This is a genomic window from Dehalogenimonas formicexedens (genome assembly GCF_001953175.1).
Lineage (GTDB): Bacteria > Chloroflexota > Dehalococcoidia > Dehalococcoidales > Dehalococcoidaceae > Dehalogenimonas > Dehalogenimonas formicexedens.
Genome location: NZ_CP018258.1, coordinates 922,056 through 936,397, shown reverse-complemented (window position 1 = coordinate 936,397; position 14,342 = coordinate 922,056). Strand labels below are relative to the sequence as shown.

The 14,342-nt window shown below is 54.6% G+C and carries 16 protein-coding genes; 4 read left to right on the top strand and 12 right to left on the bottom strand.

What is annotated here, in order from left to right; all coding sequences use genetic code 11:
• Positions 1-61 precede the first annotated feature (61 nt).
• Entirely contained in the window at positions 62-1,144 is a 1,083-nt protein-coding gene (locus tag Dform_RS04970) for an ABC transporter permease (RefSeq protein WP_076004031.1), read from the bottom strand.
• Positions 1,141-2,058, bottom strand: a complete 918-nt coding sequence (locus Dform_RS04965; RefSeq protein WP_076004030.1) for an ABC transporter ATP-binding protein — start codon at positions 2,056-2,058, stop codon at positions 1,141-1,143. Before Dform_RS04965 ends, Dform_RS04970 begins: the two co-directional genes overlap by 4 nt.
• A 122-nt stretch (positions 2,059-2,180) precedes the next feature.
• Between Dform_RS04965 and hpt the strand changes: the two genes are divergently transcribed.
• The 3 genes from hpt (at position 2,181) to Dform_RS04950 (ending at position 5,194) form a co-directional block, all read left to right on the top strand.
• Entirely contained in the window at positions 2,181-2,747 is a 567-nt protein-coding gene (gene hpt, locus Dform_RS04960) for a hypoxanthine phosphoribosyltransferase (RefSeq protein ID WP_225973736.1), read from the top strand.
• Entirely contained in the window at positions 2,719-4,407 is a 1,689-nt protein-coding gene (gene ade / locus Dform_RS04955; RefSeq protein ID WP_076004029.1) for an adenine deaminase, read from the top strand. Before hpt ends, ade begins: the two co-directional genes overlap by 29 nt.
• A gap of 94 nt (positions 4,408-4,501) precedes the next feature.
• Complete coding sequence (locus tag Dform_RS04950; RefSeq protein ID WP_076004028.1) at positions 4,502-5,194, top strand: phosphoribosyltransferase; 693 nt, start codon at positions 4,502-4,504, stop codon at positions 5,192-5,194.
• On the opposite strand, the gene Dform_RS04945 is transcribed toward Dform_RS04950, so the two are convergent.
• The 4 genes from Dform_RS04945 to Dform_RS04930 form a co-directional block, all read right to left on the bottom strand.
• Complete coding sequence (locus Dform_RS04945; RefSeq protein ID WP_225973735.1) at positions 5,191-5,880, bottom strand: pseudouridine synthase; 690 nt, start codon at positions 5,878-5,880, stop codon at positions 5,191-5,193. The two genes, Dform_RS04950 and Dform_RS04945, sit on opposite strands and share 4 nt — an antisense overlap.
• A 224-nt stretch (positions 5,881-6,104) precedes the next feature.
• On the bottom strand, positions 6,105-7,340 hold the full coding sequence (locus Dform_RS04940; protein WP_076004027.1) for a metallophosphoesterase family protein: 1,236 nt from the start codon (positions 7,338-7,340) through the stop codon (positions 6,105-6,107).
• Positions 7,341-7,406: 66 nt separating this feature from the next.
• Positions 7,407-8,702: a glycine--tRNA ligase gene (locus tag Dform_RS04935; protein ID WP_076005068.1), complete on the bottom strand. Its 1,296-nt coding sequence runs from the start codon at positions 8,700-8,702 to the stop codon at positions 7,407-7,409.
• Positions 8,703-8,812: 110 nt separating this feature from the next.
• Complete coding sequence (locus Dform_RS04930) at positions 8,813-9,358, bottom strand: DUF1648 domain-containing protein (RefSeq protein ID WP_145925532.1); 546 nt, start codon at positions 9,356-9,358, stop codon at positions 8,813-8,815.
• Positions 9,359-9,438: 80 nt separating this feature from the next.
• Here Dform_RS04930 and Dform_RS04925 point away from each other — a divergent pair, with 80 nt between their 5' ends.
• Positions 9,439-10,107 carry an MBL fold metallo-hydrolase gene (locus tag Dform_RS04925; RefSeq protein ID WP_225973734.1) on the top strand — a complete coding sequence of 223 codons (669 nt, stop codon included), beginning with the start codon at positions 9,439-9,441 and terminating at the stop codon, positions 10,105-10,107.
• A 4-nt stretch (positions 10,108-10,111) separates the two neighbouring features.
• On the opposite strand, the gene Dform_RS04920 is transcribed toward Dform_RS04925, so the two are convergent.
• The 6 genes from Dform_RS04920 to tmk form a co-directional block, all read right to left on the bottom strand.
• Positions 10,112-10,759, bottom strand: a complete 648-nt coding sequence (locus Dform_RS04920; RefSeq protein ID WP_076005066.1) for a translin family protein — start codon at positions 10,757-10,759, stop codon at positions 10,112-10,114.
• Between the two features lie 4 nt (positions 10,760-10,763).
• Complete coding sequence (locus Dform_RS04915) at positions 10,764-11,609, bottom strand: thiamine phosphate synthase (RefSeq protein ID WP_076004025.1); 846 nt, start codon at positions 11,607-11,609, stop codon at positions 10,764-10,766.
• A 65-nt stretch (positions 11,610-11,674) separates the two neighbouring features.
• Entirely contained in the window at positions 11,675-12,037 is a 363-nt protein-coding gene (locus Dform_RS04910) for a YraN family protein (RefSeq protein ID WP_076004024.1), read from the bottom strand.
• Positions 12,034-12,672, bottom strand: coding sequence for a ribonuclease HII (locus tag Dform_RS04905; RefSeq protein WP_076004023.1), 639 nt, complete (start codon positions 12,670-12,672; stop codon positions 12,034-12,036). The genes Dform_RS04910 and Dform_RS04905 overlap by 4 nt, the downstream gene beginning before the upstream one ends.
• On the bottom strand, positions 12,672-13,709 hold the full coding sequence (gene mnmA, locus Dform_RS04900; RefSeq protein ID WP_076004022.1) for a tRNA 2-thiouridine(34) synthase MnmA: 1,038 nt from the start codon (positions 13,707-13,709) through the stop codon (positions 12,672-12,674). The genes Dform_RS04905 and mnmA overlap by 1 nt, the downstream gene beginning before the upstream one ends.
• A complete protein-coding gene (gene tmk / locus Dform_RS04895; RefSeq protein ID WP_076004021.1) occupies positions 13,706-14,341 on the bottom strand; it encodes a dTMP kinase in 636 nt (211 codons plus the stop codon). Before tmk ends, mnmA begins: the two co-directional genes overlap by 4 nt.
• Between the last annotated feature and the right edge of the window lies 1 nt (position 14,342).

The following is a 14,342-nucleotide window of genomic DNA, read 5'->3' as shown; positions in this document are numbered from 1 at the left end:
GCGGAATAAGAAAAAGTCGCTTCACGAGGAAGCGACTTTTTCATTCCTTCACAGAGTTACATTATTCCCATTTAAACAGTTTCACAGTCACCAGCATGCACACCGCCAGCCATCCGGCCATTACCAGTATGTCGATGCCAAGAGGGTACAGCGGCGTGGATTTGACCATCACCTGTCTCAAACCGTCGCCAAGGTAGGTGAGGGGTAGTGCTGTGACCACCGGGCGGATAAATGCAGGCATGATGTCAACCGGCCAGAACACACCGGACAAGAACATCATCGGGAATGAAATCAACTGGACGATGGGATTGGCGCCTTCGACGGTCTTGACCCGCGCTCCCACGACATAACCCAGGGCCACAAAGAGCAGGGTGCCGAGTATGATCAGACCGAGGAGCAACACCCAGTTGCCGAGGATCGGCACATGATATGCGAATTTAGCCACCACCAAAATAACCGCCGACTGCAGAACCACAATTCCGAGGCGGAAAACCAGTTGACTGGTGACGACCGTACTCCGGGAAAGCGGCGTTACTCCCAGTCGCTTGAGGACCTTTTTCTCCCGCCATTCGATCAAAGGCAGAACTCCGAACAGGCCGCTTTGCATGATGGACATACCCAGAATGCCCGGCACGAAGAAGTCAATGAACCGCAGGTTGGTGGAAAGGATCGATTTTTCAGCCAGGGTAACGGCAACCGGCGCCTGCGTTATCTGCCGGTTGAACTGGTCGACAAATTGCTGCATCACCGGGAGGATAACCTGGGCTGTAGCGGTTTGCGATGGGTCGTGGAACAGAGTAATATCCGCGGCGTTTCCGCTCCCGATGGTGGCATCGATACCCGCGGGGATCACCACCACCGCCGAAATATCGCCCTTTTTCAATGCGTCGAGTGAGGCGTCAAAAGCGTACTCGGAAACGGTAAATATGGGGATTTGTTTCAGGGCGTCGGCCATGTGCTGACCTGTGACCGACGTGTCTTCCTGCACCAGGCCGACTTTGTAATTTACCGAGTTGTTTCCACCGAATACCATGCCGAAGAGTGCGATGAAGATTAGAGGGAAGGCGAAAGTAAAAAATAGAGCGGTCCTGTCTCTCAGGAACATTTTAAAGTTGGCTATCAACAATTTATTGAAAGCGGTCATTCTCTGATCTTTCTGCCGGTCAGTTTCAGGAACACATCCTCGAGCGAAGCCTGGCGGACACGGAGGTCTTTGAGTTGGGGCGGGCTGCAATTCATTTCGGCGTACTTGATGGCCGCGGACATGGTTGCCGGGACGTCCTTGGTGTACACAACAACCTCGTTCAGGTCGGTCGCGACGCTTGTGGCGCCGGGAAACGATAGCAGTATATCGTCGGAAGGCCTGGGATCAAGTTCGAATTGGATTGCCTGTTCTTTGAAATTGGAATTGATCAGGCCTCGCGGCGTATCGAGGGCGATGATCTTGCCGTGGTCGACGATGGCAATTCGGTCGCAAAGGCGTTCAGCCTCTTCCATATAGTGGGTGGTCAAGAAAACCGTTTTGCCTTTGGCTTTCATGTCCTCGATAACCTGCCACATGCTCCGCCGCACCTGGGGATCGAGGCCTGTGGTGGGTTCGTCCAGGAAGGTGATCTCGGGGTCATTGACCAGCGCCATAGCAACCGAGAGACGCTGTAGCTGTCCACCGGAGAGATTTTTGACTAGCACACGTCTACTTTCTTTCAGCGAAACGATTTCCAGAAGTTCTTCGGTCGGCAGGGATTTATCGTAAAATCCTGCGAATACTTCGAGCAATTCTTCAACGGTCAAAGAAGGCATGAGGGAAGGAGTCTGCAGTTGAGCCCCGATCCGCTGTTTGATCTCTTTGGTGGCTTTTTGTGAGTCCAGTCCAAGAACGGTAACTTTCCCTGAGTCCTGGGTACGCAGACCTTCGATGATTTCTACGGTCGTGGTCTTACCGGCGCCGTTGGGTCCCAGCATGCCGAAGACTTCGCCCTTATTCACTTCAAAGCTGATGCCGTCGACCGCTCGAATAGGTCCGTAGACCTTGACCAGGTTTTCAACCTTGATAACCACTTATTCTCCTTTACGGTCTTTATCCGCATGTTCAGGCTAAAACGAAAGCTATTATAACATGTACATCCGCCGCGGGAACTAGCTTTTTGGGTAGACACAAGCTGGTCTGATGACTATAATTTGTGGCCGTGACACCCCCTTATGAGTTGAAACTGCTGTATTCCCGGGAACAGATCGCCGCTGTTGTGACTGATCTGTCGGCTCGAATTTCGCGTGATTTCGAAGGCAGAGACCTCTTGGTCATCGGCGTGCTGAAGGGGTCGTTCATCTTCTTGTCCGATCTCGTTAGGGAGTTGAGTATTCCCGTTGAAATCGATTTTATCGGTACCTCAAGTTACGGCAACGCCACAACAAGTTCCGGTCATATCAGGATAACCGCGGAGCCCACCTCTTCTCTGGCCGGCCGCCATATCTTGATCGTCGAAGATATTGTCGATACGGGCCTGTGTATCGAAGCCATCGTGGAATATCTGTCCAAACGGGATCCTGCCTCGGTCAGTGTTTGTACTCTCATGAATAAGCCTGCCAGGCACCAGGTGCCGGTTGAGATCGCTTATACCGGCTTCACCATCCCGGACAAATTCGTTGTCGGTTACGGCCTTGATTTTTCCCAGCGTTACCGCCATTTGCCTGAGATATTCACCCTGGAGGAAAAGACCGATGCCGGACAACTTGCTTCGGACGATTAAGGTTGCCCGTGGCGCCGAACCCGCCGACCTCCTGTTCAAGAACGCCAGGATCGTAAACGTCTTCACCGGCGAAATCGAAAGCGGATCGGTTGCTGTCAGCGACGGCGTAATCGCCGGCATAGGCCACTACACCGCTGCCAAAGAAGTAATCGATCTCGGGGGTAAGTTCCTCGTTCCGGGACTCATTGACGGACACACTCACGTAGAAAGCTCCATGTTGGACATCGGCGAATACGCGCGCGCTGTCGTCGCCCGCGGCACCACTTCCGTAATCACTGATCTTCATGAACTCACTAACGTGGTTGGCACCGAAGGAGTTGAATACGTCCTGAAATCCGTCAAAACTTTGCCTATCGATCTCCACGTCATGGCGCCTTCATGCGTTCCCGCCACCCACCTGGAAACCTCTGGGGCGACTGTCACCTCAAAAGATATCTCCAGGCTCTTGAAGAAAGACGGCGTCATCGGCCTGGGCGAGATGATGAACTTCCCGGGGGTCATTTTCGGAGATGAAAGCGTTCTCGGCAAGATCAAAGCGTCATACGGCAAGGTCCTCGACGGCCACGCTCCCTTCCTCACTGGTCGAGACCTCAACGCCTACATCTCTGCCGGCATCGGCTCCGATCACGAATCGACCCGGCTCGACGAAGCCCGTGAGAAACTCGCCCGCGGCCTTCACATCATGATCCGCGAGGGTTCTACAGAGAAGAATTTAGCCGAACTATTGCCGCTGGTTACCGATAAGACCTACAAGCGTTGCATGTTCGTCGTGGATGACCGGAGTTGTTCCGATCTCAGGCGCGACGGAGACATCGACGCGGTGGTCCGTAGAGCCATCGCTCTCGGTCTTGATCCGGTGCGCGCCATCCAACTGGCAACGATCAACCCCGCTGAATATTTTGGTTTGCGCCAGACTGGAGCCATAGCGCCCGGTTACGCCGCCAATATGTTAATTGTTGGCAACCTTGAGACGCTTGAGATCACTGGCGTATATTTCAGAGGCAAGCTCGTTGCCAAAGAGGGCACGGCGTTGTTCAAGCCCCGCCACCGATCGTCCTCCCGGCTTCAAAAGAGCATGAATGTCGGACCGTTCACCATTGCCGATCTTGCCGTCGATCTCAGTCATGAAACAGTGCCCGTGATTGGAATCATTCCCGGCCAGATCGTCACCCGGTATCTTAGCGAACCGGTCAAGTGCGTTCCGGATTTCGAACGCGATATCCTCAAAATTGTTGTCGTCGAGCGTCACAAGGGCACCGGCAAAATCGGCAAAGGTTTAGTCAAGGGCTTCGGCATGGCCAGGGGCGCTATCGCCTCTTCGGTTGCCCATGACTCACATAACATCATCTGTGTCGGGGCCTCCGACGAGGACATCTTCGCGGGAGTTAAGGCTGTTATCGAAATGGGCGGCGGGCTGGTAACCGTTGCCGGAGGCAAAGTTGTTGCCAGGCTGCCTTTGCCGGTGGCCGGATTGATGTCTTCGGAACCTCTTGATTCGGTGATCGAGCGTTTCGAATCGGTCGAAGCGGCGGCACAGGACATAGGCGTCAGGCTCCAGGCGCCTTTCGCCGCATTATCATTCCTCGCCCTGCCCGTTATCCCAGAACTCAAGCTGACCGACCTGGGATTGGTCGACGTCAATGCCTTTAAACTGATCTAGGGGATTTGTCATTCTGAACGCATTGAAGAATCTCGGTGCTGGATTGTGGTACTTATTGATTTCTTAAAGATAAAACGATGGAAGGATTCCCTTTATGGTCTACCGCCAACCCAATCCCTCCCCCCTTTTTGAAAACCGTTTCGATGCCGGGCGCCAATTGGCGGAGAACCTTTCAACGTTTAGAAACGAGCCAGTCATTGTCCTTGCCATACCCAACGGCGGCTTGCCGGTAGGGCTTCAGGTCGCATTAGCTCTTGGCGCTGAACTTGACGTGGTCGTCGCCCGAAAACTTCCCATCCCTTTGCGTCCGGAAGGCGGCTTTGGAGCCGTCGCCGATGACGGCACGACCGTCCTTAACCACGAACTTGTCAGGTCGCTGGGTTTGACCCAGCCGCAGATAACCTATCAAACCGCCAAAGTCAGGAAGGATATCCGGCAGCGCAGCCTGGCTTATCGTAACAACCGGCCCTTATCGGTTGTGACGGGAAAGACGGCGATAATCGTGGATGACGGCCTGGCTTCAGGGTACACCATGATGGCCGCAATCGAATCGGTCCGGCGGCGGCGTCCGGCGCGTATCATCGCCGCGGTACCCGTGGCGTCAGAACTGGCGGTCCGTACCGTTTCCAAAGTTGCTGACCGCGTGATAACCGCCCACACCACCCTCGTCCCCAAGTTCTATGTTTCCTACTTTTATCGCTTCTGGAACGATATGCCGGAGGAAGAGGCGATCAAGTGTCTGCGAGAGTGGGAAACCAGAAGGTTCAAAACGACGCCCAAAGGTTAAAGTTCCCGAACCTCTGCGTGGGTCAATCTTCTGGTCTCGCCCTCTTTCAGGTTCTCCAGTTTAAGCTTGCCGATGCGTATGCGCTTCAGGAGTCGTACCTGGTGCCCCACCGCCGCGAACAGCCTCCGGACGATCCGTTTTCGCCCCTCGTGTATTATGATTCGGTAGTTGTACGGCGCCAGGAGAACCGGCTTCAGTTTTGCCGGCGCCGACATGCCGTCATCGAGTTCGATGCCTTTTTGTAATTGGTCGACCTGCGTCACGTTCAAAGCGCCGTCCACCGCCACCAGGTATTCTTTTTCAACCTCGAATTTCGGATGTGTCAGCCGATAAGCCAGGTCACCGTCGTTGGTCAGCAATATCAGCCCCGTTGTGTCCTCATCCAGCCGGCCGACGGGGAAAAGCTGGAAATGCTTGTAATCCTCCGGTAGAAGATCTATGACCGTTCGGCGGCCGTGTTTGTCTTCGGTGGTCGAGATCACATCCAGCGGCTTGTTCAAGGCAAGGTAAACTTGTTGCGTCTTGGCGCGTTCGATAGGCTTGTCGTCAAAAGTGATGCTATCAGCCGGTTTAAGCGGCAGGCTGAAACTCTCGGCGATGACGTCGTTCACTTTGACTCGCCCCGCCTTGATCGCCTCCGCTAGGTCCCGGCGTGAACCCAGCCGCTTATCCCTCAGCGTTTTCAAGAGAGTCGGAATTTCCAGTTGTGGACCGCTCTTACACCGTTGCGAAGAGCTGCCTTGCCTGCCTGGAGCTTGCCTGGAAGGCTTAATTTTCGACGGGTTCTGCGCTGGGGCTGCTGCTGTTCGCCCGCCCAACAGCGGTTCACCCGTAGGGGCGGGTCTTTGCCCCGCCCGCCCGCCCATAGGGGGCCGAAAACTGGCCCTTGTATTTATTTTATCTTTGGGATTCATGATCCTAAACTCGCTATCAAATCTTCCGCTTTTTCCATCAATTCTTTCTTTCGAGATTCTGAGACGCCTTTCATCGAGAGATATTTCTCCAATGCCTGCATCGGGGTTAAAGATTCATCGTGTTCGGCGCCTAATCGATTTCGTGCCTGGCGCTCAATCTCCCGCGAGACCGCAAAATAATAGGCGTCTTTGAGCGCGCTTTTGATCTCAGCGTTGCGGAGCAGGGGAGCCAGTGATTCCGGCATTTTGATTTTTAATTGGACTATGGCGTCCTTGATATCTTCCCGGCGGTCGGCAAGCAGTTTCAGGACTGACGCGTTAGGGTTCAGATCTTCCTCATCGAGGGTCTTTTCAAGTGTCAGGAAACGGCGGCCGTCCAGTTTTTGAAAACGGTGCCCGACAATTTTCCGTCCGTCGCGAACGGTTATCTCGATAACGTAGAAACCTTTATCATCATTTTCTTCGCCGAAATCCAGCCGTTCCAGGCTGCCGCTGTAAACCACGGGTGGCGTTCCACTCAGTTCCTGTCGCTTGTGCAGGTGGCCGAGAGCCACATAATCGAAAACGGGCAAGGCAATATTACTTAACATAACGGTAGGTTCGGCGCCGAGGATGAATTTTCGTTCGGAAGCCGTAGCCGCGCCGTCAACCCAGATGTGGGCTGCCAAAATCGAAGGTTGCATCGGGTCGATGGCATCCGCCATTTGTTGGATTTTGGAAGACATAGCCCCTTCGATCTTGGCTTTAAGTTCATCGGAGGACAGGCTCTGTCCTTCGCTCTGAGCTTTGCCTTCTAGAGTACTTTTTCGAGGCCAAGGCAGGGCGGCAATCTGAACGGGCCCTGAATCCGTTTCGATGTTATAAACCTTCGGTTGCGCCGCCACGGTGACCTTGTCAATTCGGAGGGTTTCATAAATCTCAGTGGAGGTCGCTCGTCCAGAGGCCGCCGGAAGATCGTGGTTTCCTATAAGCAGGAACACCGGGATGCCGGCGTCCGCCAATTTCCGGATACGGCGGGCGAACTCCCGCTGCTGGGTCTGCGACGGGTCGCGGCTTTTGAACGCATCCCCGCAGAAAAGAACCAGGTCAACCTTCTGGCAGATAGCGTAATCAACCAGTTTATCGAAGGCCGCCAGGAAATCTAAAAGCCGGGTGTCGAGGCCGGTGGTGGGGTCGGGCCTACCATAGACCTCGACGCCCAGGTGCAGGTCAGCGAAGTGAATGATTTTCATCGTCTTGTCATCCTACGCGAAAGCGGAGGATCCATGGTGGCTATCGGAACGACCCGGGTTTCTCGCCTACATCCCCTCCCTTTTCAGCCTCGGGAACAGGTAGGCTTTGATCTCATCGATCGGAATTCTATCCTGTGTCATGGTATCGCGATCGCGAACCGTAACCATCTTATCGTTTAAGGAATCAAAGTCCACGGTAATGCAGTACGGCGTGCCGATCTCATCCTGCCTACGGTAGCGGCGGCCGATACTCTGGGCTTCATCGTAGGTAACCATCCAGGCTTTACGCAGGGAGGCGTAGATCTCCTTCGCCAGGGTGGTCAACGGCTCCTTCTTCGAGAGTGGAAGGATGGCGGCTTTGTAGGGCGCCAGCCGTGGATGGAGCTTGAGAACGGTACGTATCTCATCTTTGTCGGGTTCTTCGGTGTAGGCGTCCAACATGAACGCCAGAACAGAGCGGTCGACCCCGGCGGAAGGCTCGATAACGTAAGGTGTGAAGCGTTCTTTGGTCTCTTCATCGAAATATTCGAGGTTTTTGCCGCTGAACTTGGAGTGCTGTTTCAAATCAAAGTCCTGCCGGTTGGCGATGCCCTCAAGCTCGCTCCAGCCCATGGGGAACAGGTACTGGATATCGGCGCAGGCTTTGGCGTAGTGCGCCAGTTCTTCCTTGCAGTGGTCGCGCATCTGCAGGTGTTCCTTTTTCATTCCCAGGGAGACATACCACTCAAGCCGTGTCTTGAGCCAGTGGGCATGCCAGTCTTCGTCGGTACCCGGTTTGACGAAATACTCCAGTTCCATCTGTTCGAACTCGCGGCTGCGGAAGATGAAATTGCCGGTGGTGATTTCGTTGCGGAAGCTCTTGCCGATCTGGCCGATGCCGAAGGGCAGCTTTTTGCGTTGGGTGTTAAGCACGTTATCGAAGTTGGTGAAGATGCCCTGTGCCGTTTCAGGGCGGAGGTAAACGACGCTGGCGGTATCCTCGAGCGGTCCCATGAAGGTCTTGAACATCAGGTTGAACTGCCGGGGCTCGGTCAGCTTTCCGCCGCAGGCCGGGCATACCGTGCCTTCGAAATCACCGGGACGCCAGCGCATTTTACAGACCATGCAATCCTGCATCGGATCTGAAAATCCGGTGACATGGCCGGAGGCTTCCCACACCTTGGGGTTCATCAATATCGATGCGTCGACGCCGACGACGTCGTCTCGCTCCTGGACCATCGATTGCCACCACGCCTGCTTGACGTTGTTCTTCAGCAGAACTCCCAGCGGGCCGTAATCCCAGCAGCCGCCAGGAGGACCGTAAATTTCGGAAGATTGAAATACAAAGCCGCGGCGGCGGCTCAATGAGACGATCTTTTCCATTTCCACATGATTGCTTTGATTTTCGGCCAAGTAATTACTCCTTATAAACCCAATGTCATTCTGAACGAAGCGAAGAATCTCAAATGCCTCAGAAAATGCTCAACGGCCGCTTAGTCCTTTTTCTTTTCTTCGACGCCCGTTATCGCTTTGTAACCTTTGATGGCGATAGGAACGCCAAAAACCAGAATTATACCCCCGCCTATAACCAGGGTGACTACGGCAAAGACCCACAGCGGGATAATATGCTCCGCTTGTTTGGCGTAGATAACGGCATCCACCAGAACGTAGGCCATGATCAACTGGATAATAGCGGGCATATTCCCTATAAGCGCCAGAAGGCGTCCCGGGTTGAACTTGAATTTATCGGTGTTATCGCGGAGCACCGGGATGTTTCCGATAGCTGAGGTAGTAATATAGGCGACGAGGGTTAGCAAAGCCTGGATGCCGATCATCAGGACGATAAATGAGGTTTTCGCCATCTCGGCTGAGGGATTTCCGTGAATATCGAACCTGAAAGTCACGTTATCCGGTAACTGGCCGTAGTAAACCGCCGATATGATTATCGTTGCCAGCAAGCAGAGAAGCGGCAGGATGATGAAGCTTGCGCGAAATTTCAAAGGGCTGGGGGTCGGTGGATTTTGGGATGGCTGATTCATCTCACGTATTTTACCTGAATCCGGGTTCGGTTAAAAGGTACGCCCTCCTGAATGACAGGGTCCGAGGATTTCCCTACAATATGAGAAAACGCTTCCTGGAAGGAACGCCAATGATCATTGAACGCCTTGTTGTCGGTCCCATCGAGGCAAACTGTTACATCGTCGGCGACGAGAAGACGAAACAAGGTATGGTCATCGATCCCGGTGACGACGCCGAAGATATTATTCAAGCGATAGGCCGGTTGGGTCTGAAAATCAGCTTCGTCGTCCTGACCCACGGGCACTTTGACCATGTTTCGGCCACCGCCGCGGTCAGGAAAGCCACCGGCGCCAAGCTGGCGGTTCACCAGGCTGACGCCGCGTCCCTGAATGATGGCATGCTGGCGCGACTCGCTGGTTTTATTCACCAACCGGTGCCCCACCCCGATATCCTGTTAAAAGGCTGGGAGGAACTCTCCGTCGGTGAATTGCGCTTCACCGTGTTGAGCGTTCCCGGCCACACCCCCGGAGGCATCGCGTTATACGGGCAGGATGCAGTTTTCACCGGGGATACCTTATTTGAAGGCAGCATCGGCCGGACGGACCTGCCGGGCGGCGACTACGATGTGATCATTGAGAGCATCAACACCCGGTTGCTCGCCTTAGATAATGAGATCAAGGTTTATCCCGGCCACGGCGACCCGACGACCATCGGGTTTGAACGGGATCACAATCCATTCCTGGTCAACCCGCCGCGAAAACAATGCTAAAGCATTATTTTCCGAGCCGGTCGCTGAATGCGTCAAGGCGTTCTTCCAGCCGCTTCTGCTGAAGCGTCAGGGTAAGGTCGGAGCGCGTCTTCTCAAGAATGCCTCGGACCATGTCCGTAGTCCTTCTCAGGCTGCCGGTGATGGCATCCGGGAAGTCCATGGTCACCAGGACCTCATAGATGGAATCCATATCAGACAGTAATTCTTCAGCCCTGGAAAGGTCTCCGGAACGCATCCCGTCCAAAATGTAGCGCCTGAGTTCTCCCACTACTTCGCCCATGCCGTTCAGGTACGCGGCCGAATCGACGGCTAGTTCCTCAGGAGTGGGAATCGGGCTGCCGGTGGTGATAGCCAGAGTGATGCTTCCTTCCGAATACTCCTTCTGGGCGTCCCGGAAGAAAGCGGTATTGGACAGTTCCTCGCAGGACTTTATGGTGGCTTCACCTTCATCGATGAGGGATTTGGCCTTTGCGAGGGATCTCCCGGCGTCATCGAATTGATGCCGGTGAATGGACCTGATTGACTCTGAGCAGTGCCTGATCGCTTCGCGGCAAAGCGGCAGTGCTTTTTCGCGGGCGCCATCCTTTTCGGTGAAAGATTGGCGGATGGATTCGATAATGGAGTCGAGCCGTTCATTGAAAGTTTCGGACATGATTTCAATCCTCATGTACCGGCGATACCACCGGGATGTTGACCGCCGTTGAAATTTCAAGGTTCAGGACTTCGGGGCAGAGTATGTAATCGGCGCCGCAGCTTTGCGCCTGGACGGCCTCTTCGGGACTTTTCGCGGCATAACCGATAAGACGGTCTATTTTCAGCAGTTTCCGGACGACTGAAATCGGCAGCGAAAACTCATCCAGGGCGACACCATCAACGTTGGCTGCCAGAGCGATATCAACGCTGTCTTCGACGATCAAAAGCACGTCGTTTTCGGCGCAGCGCGTTTTCGATTCCTGGACAAGGTCGTAAAAATGGTTTGGCGCAAGTGTGCCACGCTCCAACTGAATAGCCTGGGCGCCCGCTTCGACCGCCTGCGACAATTGCGCCTGGTTTTGGGCGATTTTATAGAATTTAAGCCTCTCAGCCTTGGCGGACCGGTTCAAGCGCGACAAGATTTCTTTTTCGATGGCATAAATCGCATAGCGGGCTTCTTCAAAAACCAGACCATTTTGGCATATGCCCGGCACCCGCGATATTTCTTCAAGGACACGGAGTGACTGTTCGACGCGACGGGCGTTGGCAACCACCGTATCGGCAAGGTGTGAGGCCGGTTCCTTTTGGTGTTCGACCTTACGGCCAATATCCCCGGCGCTGTCACGCGCTGAAATCAAGTCAACGGTTTGGTGGGGGAAAGACTGGTGGATGGCATGCCTCATCGCCTTAAGCCTGGCGGAAAGGTTGATGTCGTCAAGCGTGAACCGCGCAATGTCTTCAAGGACCCGCAAGCCCTCGGTCGCGCGGTCGAGATTGGCATCGATGATACGCAGGTTTTGGCTGTTCATTCGATCTGCTTTAAGATCAATTCTTACGATTTTATCATCACGCAGTTGACGGCGACAAAATCCGGTTACTCGATGGCGTCTACGGCGTTTGGGATATGGTCCAGGCGGGGACCGGACGCGGTAAACTCGATACCGATGAAGTCGATTCGCCAGAGCATCGCCGGATCAGCCGACTCAGAGACGTAGCGCTCAGCGGCGGCGATCAGTTTTTCCTGCTTACAGCGGGTAACGGATTCTGCGGGGCTTCCAAATTCGGCAGATGATTTGGCTCTGACTTCGACGAAAACTGTTTCGCCGTTCTGCTCGGCGATGATGTCGATCTCTGATTCACGGCAGCGCCAGTTGGTTGTTTTGATCCGGAAGCCTTCCTTTTCAAGATACTCTCTTGCAATTACCTCGGCGAGCCTGCCCGTCTGCTGTTTATTCAAAGTAGCGACCTGAACGAATTTACCGGGTCGAAGGTATATCGGTGAATGGGCGACGGTCCCAGCTTATTCAATCTCTGGATGTGCTCAGGTGTGCAGTAACCTTTATGCTGTCCCAGGCCGTAGCCGCAATGTTCGGTATCCAGGCGCTGCATCAACCTGTCGCGGGTTACCTTGGCGATGATTGAAGCGCAGGCGATAGAAACGCACAGCGCGTCGCCGTCGGTAATGCCTTTTTGAGGCAGATTGAACGACGGCAATGTCAGGTAATCTATCAACAACGCCTGCGGTTTGGAGGACATGGCTTCTATCGCCAATTTCATCGCCAGCTTGGTGGCGGGCGCGATGCCGTTCTCGTCGATGTATATGTGAGAAACGATCCCCGCCCCGAAAGAGACGGCTTCGGAAGTAATAGCCCGGTAGAGTTCCTCGCGCGCTTCCGCCGTCAGCATTTTCGAATCGCGGATGTCTTTAAGCCAGCCGCATCTCCGGCGTCGGGCCAGGATGACCGCTCCGGCGACTACCGGGCCGGCTAGAGCGCCGCGCCCCGCCTCGTCCACTCCGGCAATGAGAGTCAGTCCGCGGTCATAGAGCGCGTTTTCTTCTCTGAAAGTTGGACAGATCATCTTTCCCGGCATCAGGCGGTGATTATACCACCCCCCAGCACCTCGTCGCACCGGTATATGACCGCCGATTGCCCCGGGGTGACCGCCCTCACCGGTTTTTCGAAGGCAATTACGGCTGAATCCGGAGAATCGGGTTCTATGGATGTGACACATGAATCCGGCATGCGGTATCTGATCCTCGCCGACAGTCCGGAAACGTCCGCCGGCCACGACCCGGAGATCCAGTGAATGTTTTCAATTCTGACTTCGTGTTGAAAGAGCGCGTTTTCGTCACCGACGGTGATTTGGTTCCTCACGGCGTCGATACGTGTGACGTATCGAGGGCAATTAGCGACGATATCAAGTCCGTGGCGCTGCCCGATAGTGTATCGGGCTATGCCTCGATGCCGTCCGACAACTTCGCCCCGCGTATCGATGATTTCTCCCGGCGCCATGGGAAAACGGCTTTCCAAAAACGATTGGTAGTCGCCGCTTTCAAGAAAACAGATATCCTGACTTTCGTTTGTTTGAACGGGGATGGCGGCATCTGCGGCGATCTGGCGGACGCGGTCCTTTTCCAGCTCTCCAAGGGGCAGAATTACCCGGCTAAGCTGAGCCTGGCTCAACCGGTAAAGGAAATATGACTGGTCCTTCCGTGGATCCGTGGCTTTATAAATGTGATATCCGGTCTCGTCGCTTTGGATTCTGGCGTAGTGACCGGTTGCCAGATAGGTGGCGCCGATTGTTTCGGCGAGTTTTAAAAGAGCGCCGAACTTTATCTGCTGATTGCAGATGATGCACGGATTCGGTGTCCGGCCCGCCCGGTATCCTTCGCAAAAATAGTCGATTACATCCTTTTGAAACTGTTGAGTGAGGTCGAAGATATAGTGCCTGATTCCCATTTTGGCGGCGATGATCGAGGCGGAATCGGCAAGAGCGATGCTGTTCGGTAAGCCGGTGAGCCGCATGGTAACTCCGCTGACGTCATAGCCGGCTTCTTTAAGCCGTAGCGCGGCAACGGAGGAATCTACGCCTCCGCTCATGGCGACGGCTACCCTGAAACGGGTCATGGCATCATGGAGGCGCGGAGTTCAAGCGCCGCCAGGGTTTTGTTCCAGATAATGTTTGCGATCTCATCTTTGGGGAGTAATGCGTCGATCACCACGCAACGTGAGGGCTCAGTTGCCGCCAGCGCTCGATATCCGTCTCGGACGCGGCGGTGGAAATCGGTGCTTTCTCTTTCGAAGCGGTCGGCCTTGGTGCCGAATTTCCGGCGCGCGCCTTCATCCACCGGGAGGTCGAGGAAAAAGGTAATCTCCGGCATCAAACCCTGGGCGGCCATGGAGTTGATGGCTTTTACCGTAGAAACAGTCAAACCCCGGCCGTAGCCCTGGTACACCAGCGTGGAGTCTACGTACCGGTCGCACACAACGACCTTCCCGGATGCCAGGGCGGGTTTGATGATCCGGCTGACCAGTTCGGCTCTCGAGGCGTTGAATAACATGACTTCCGCCAAAGGCGAGATATGTTCGTCTTCACTCCATTTGAGCAACTGGGTGATCTTTTCACCCAGGCCGGTGCCTCCGGGCTCATGGGTCAAGACGGCCTTAAGTCCCGCCGTAGCCAGGCGTTCGGCCAGTATCCCGGCCTGGGTACTCTTCCCGGATCCTTCGCCGCCCTCAAAAGTTACGAACAATGACATC

Bases quoted from the DNA above. Each gene is read 5' to 3' on its own strand.
- Dform_RS04970 (WP_076004031.1), bottom strand. From the start codon at position 1,144: ATGACCGCTTTCAATAAATTGTTGATAGCCAACTTTAAAATGTTCCTG.
- ade (WP_076004029.1), top strand. From the start codon at position 2,719: ATGCCGGACAACTTGCTTCGGACGATTAAGGTTGCCCGTGGCGCCGAA.
- Dform_RS04950 (WP_076004028.1), top strand. From the start codon at position 4,502: ATGGTCTACCGCCAACCCAATCCCTCCCCCCTTTTTGAAAACCGTTTC.
- Dform_RS04940 (WP_076004027.1), bottom strand. From the start codon at position 7,340: ATGAAAATCATTCACTTCGCTGACCTGCACCTGGGCGTCGAGGTCTAT.
- Dform_RS04935 (WP_076005068.1), bottom strand. From the start codon at position 8,702: ATGGAAAAGATCGTCTCATTGAGCCGCCGCCGCGGCTTTGTATTTCAA.
- Dform_RS04930 (WP_145925532.1), bottom strand. From the start codon at position 9,358: ATGAATCAGCCATCCCAAAATCCACCGACCCCCAGCCCTTTGAAATTT.
- Dform_RS04925 (WP_225973734.1), top strand. From the start codon at position 9,439: ATGAGAAAACGCTTCCTGGAAGGAACGCCAATGATCATTGAACGCCTT.
- Dform_RS04920 (WP_076005066.1), bottom strand. From the start codon at position 10,759: ATGTCCGAAACTTTCAATGAACGGCTCGACTCCATTATCGAATCCATC.
- Dform_RS04915 (WP_076004025.1), bottom strand. From the start codon at position 11,609: ATGAACAGCCAAAACCTGCGTATCATCGATGCCAATCTCGACCGCGCG.
- Dform_RS04905 (WP_076004023.1), bottom strand. From the start codon at position 12,672: ATGCCGGGAAAGATGATCTGTCCAACTTTCAGAGAAGAAAACGCGCTC.
- mnmA (WP_076004022.1), bottom strand. From the start codon at position 13,709: ATGACCCGTTTCAGGGTAGCCGTCGCCATGAGCGGAGGCGTAGATTCC.
- tmk (WP_076004021.1), bottom strand. From the start codon at position 14,341: ATGTCATTGTTCGTAACTTTTGAGGGCGGCGAAGGATCCGGGAAGAGT.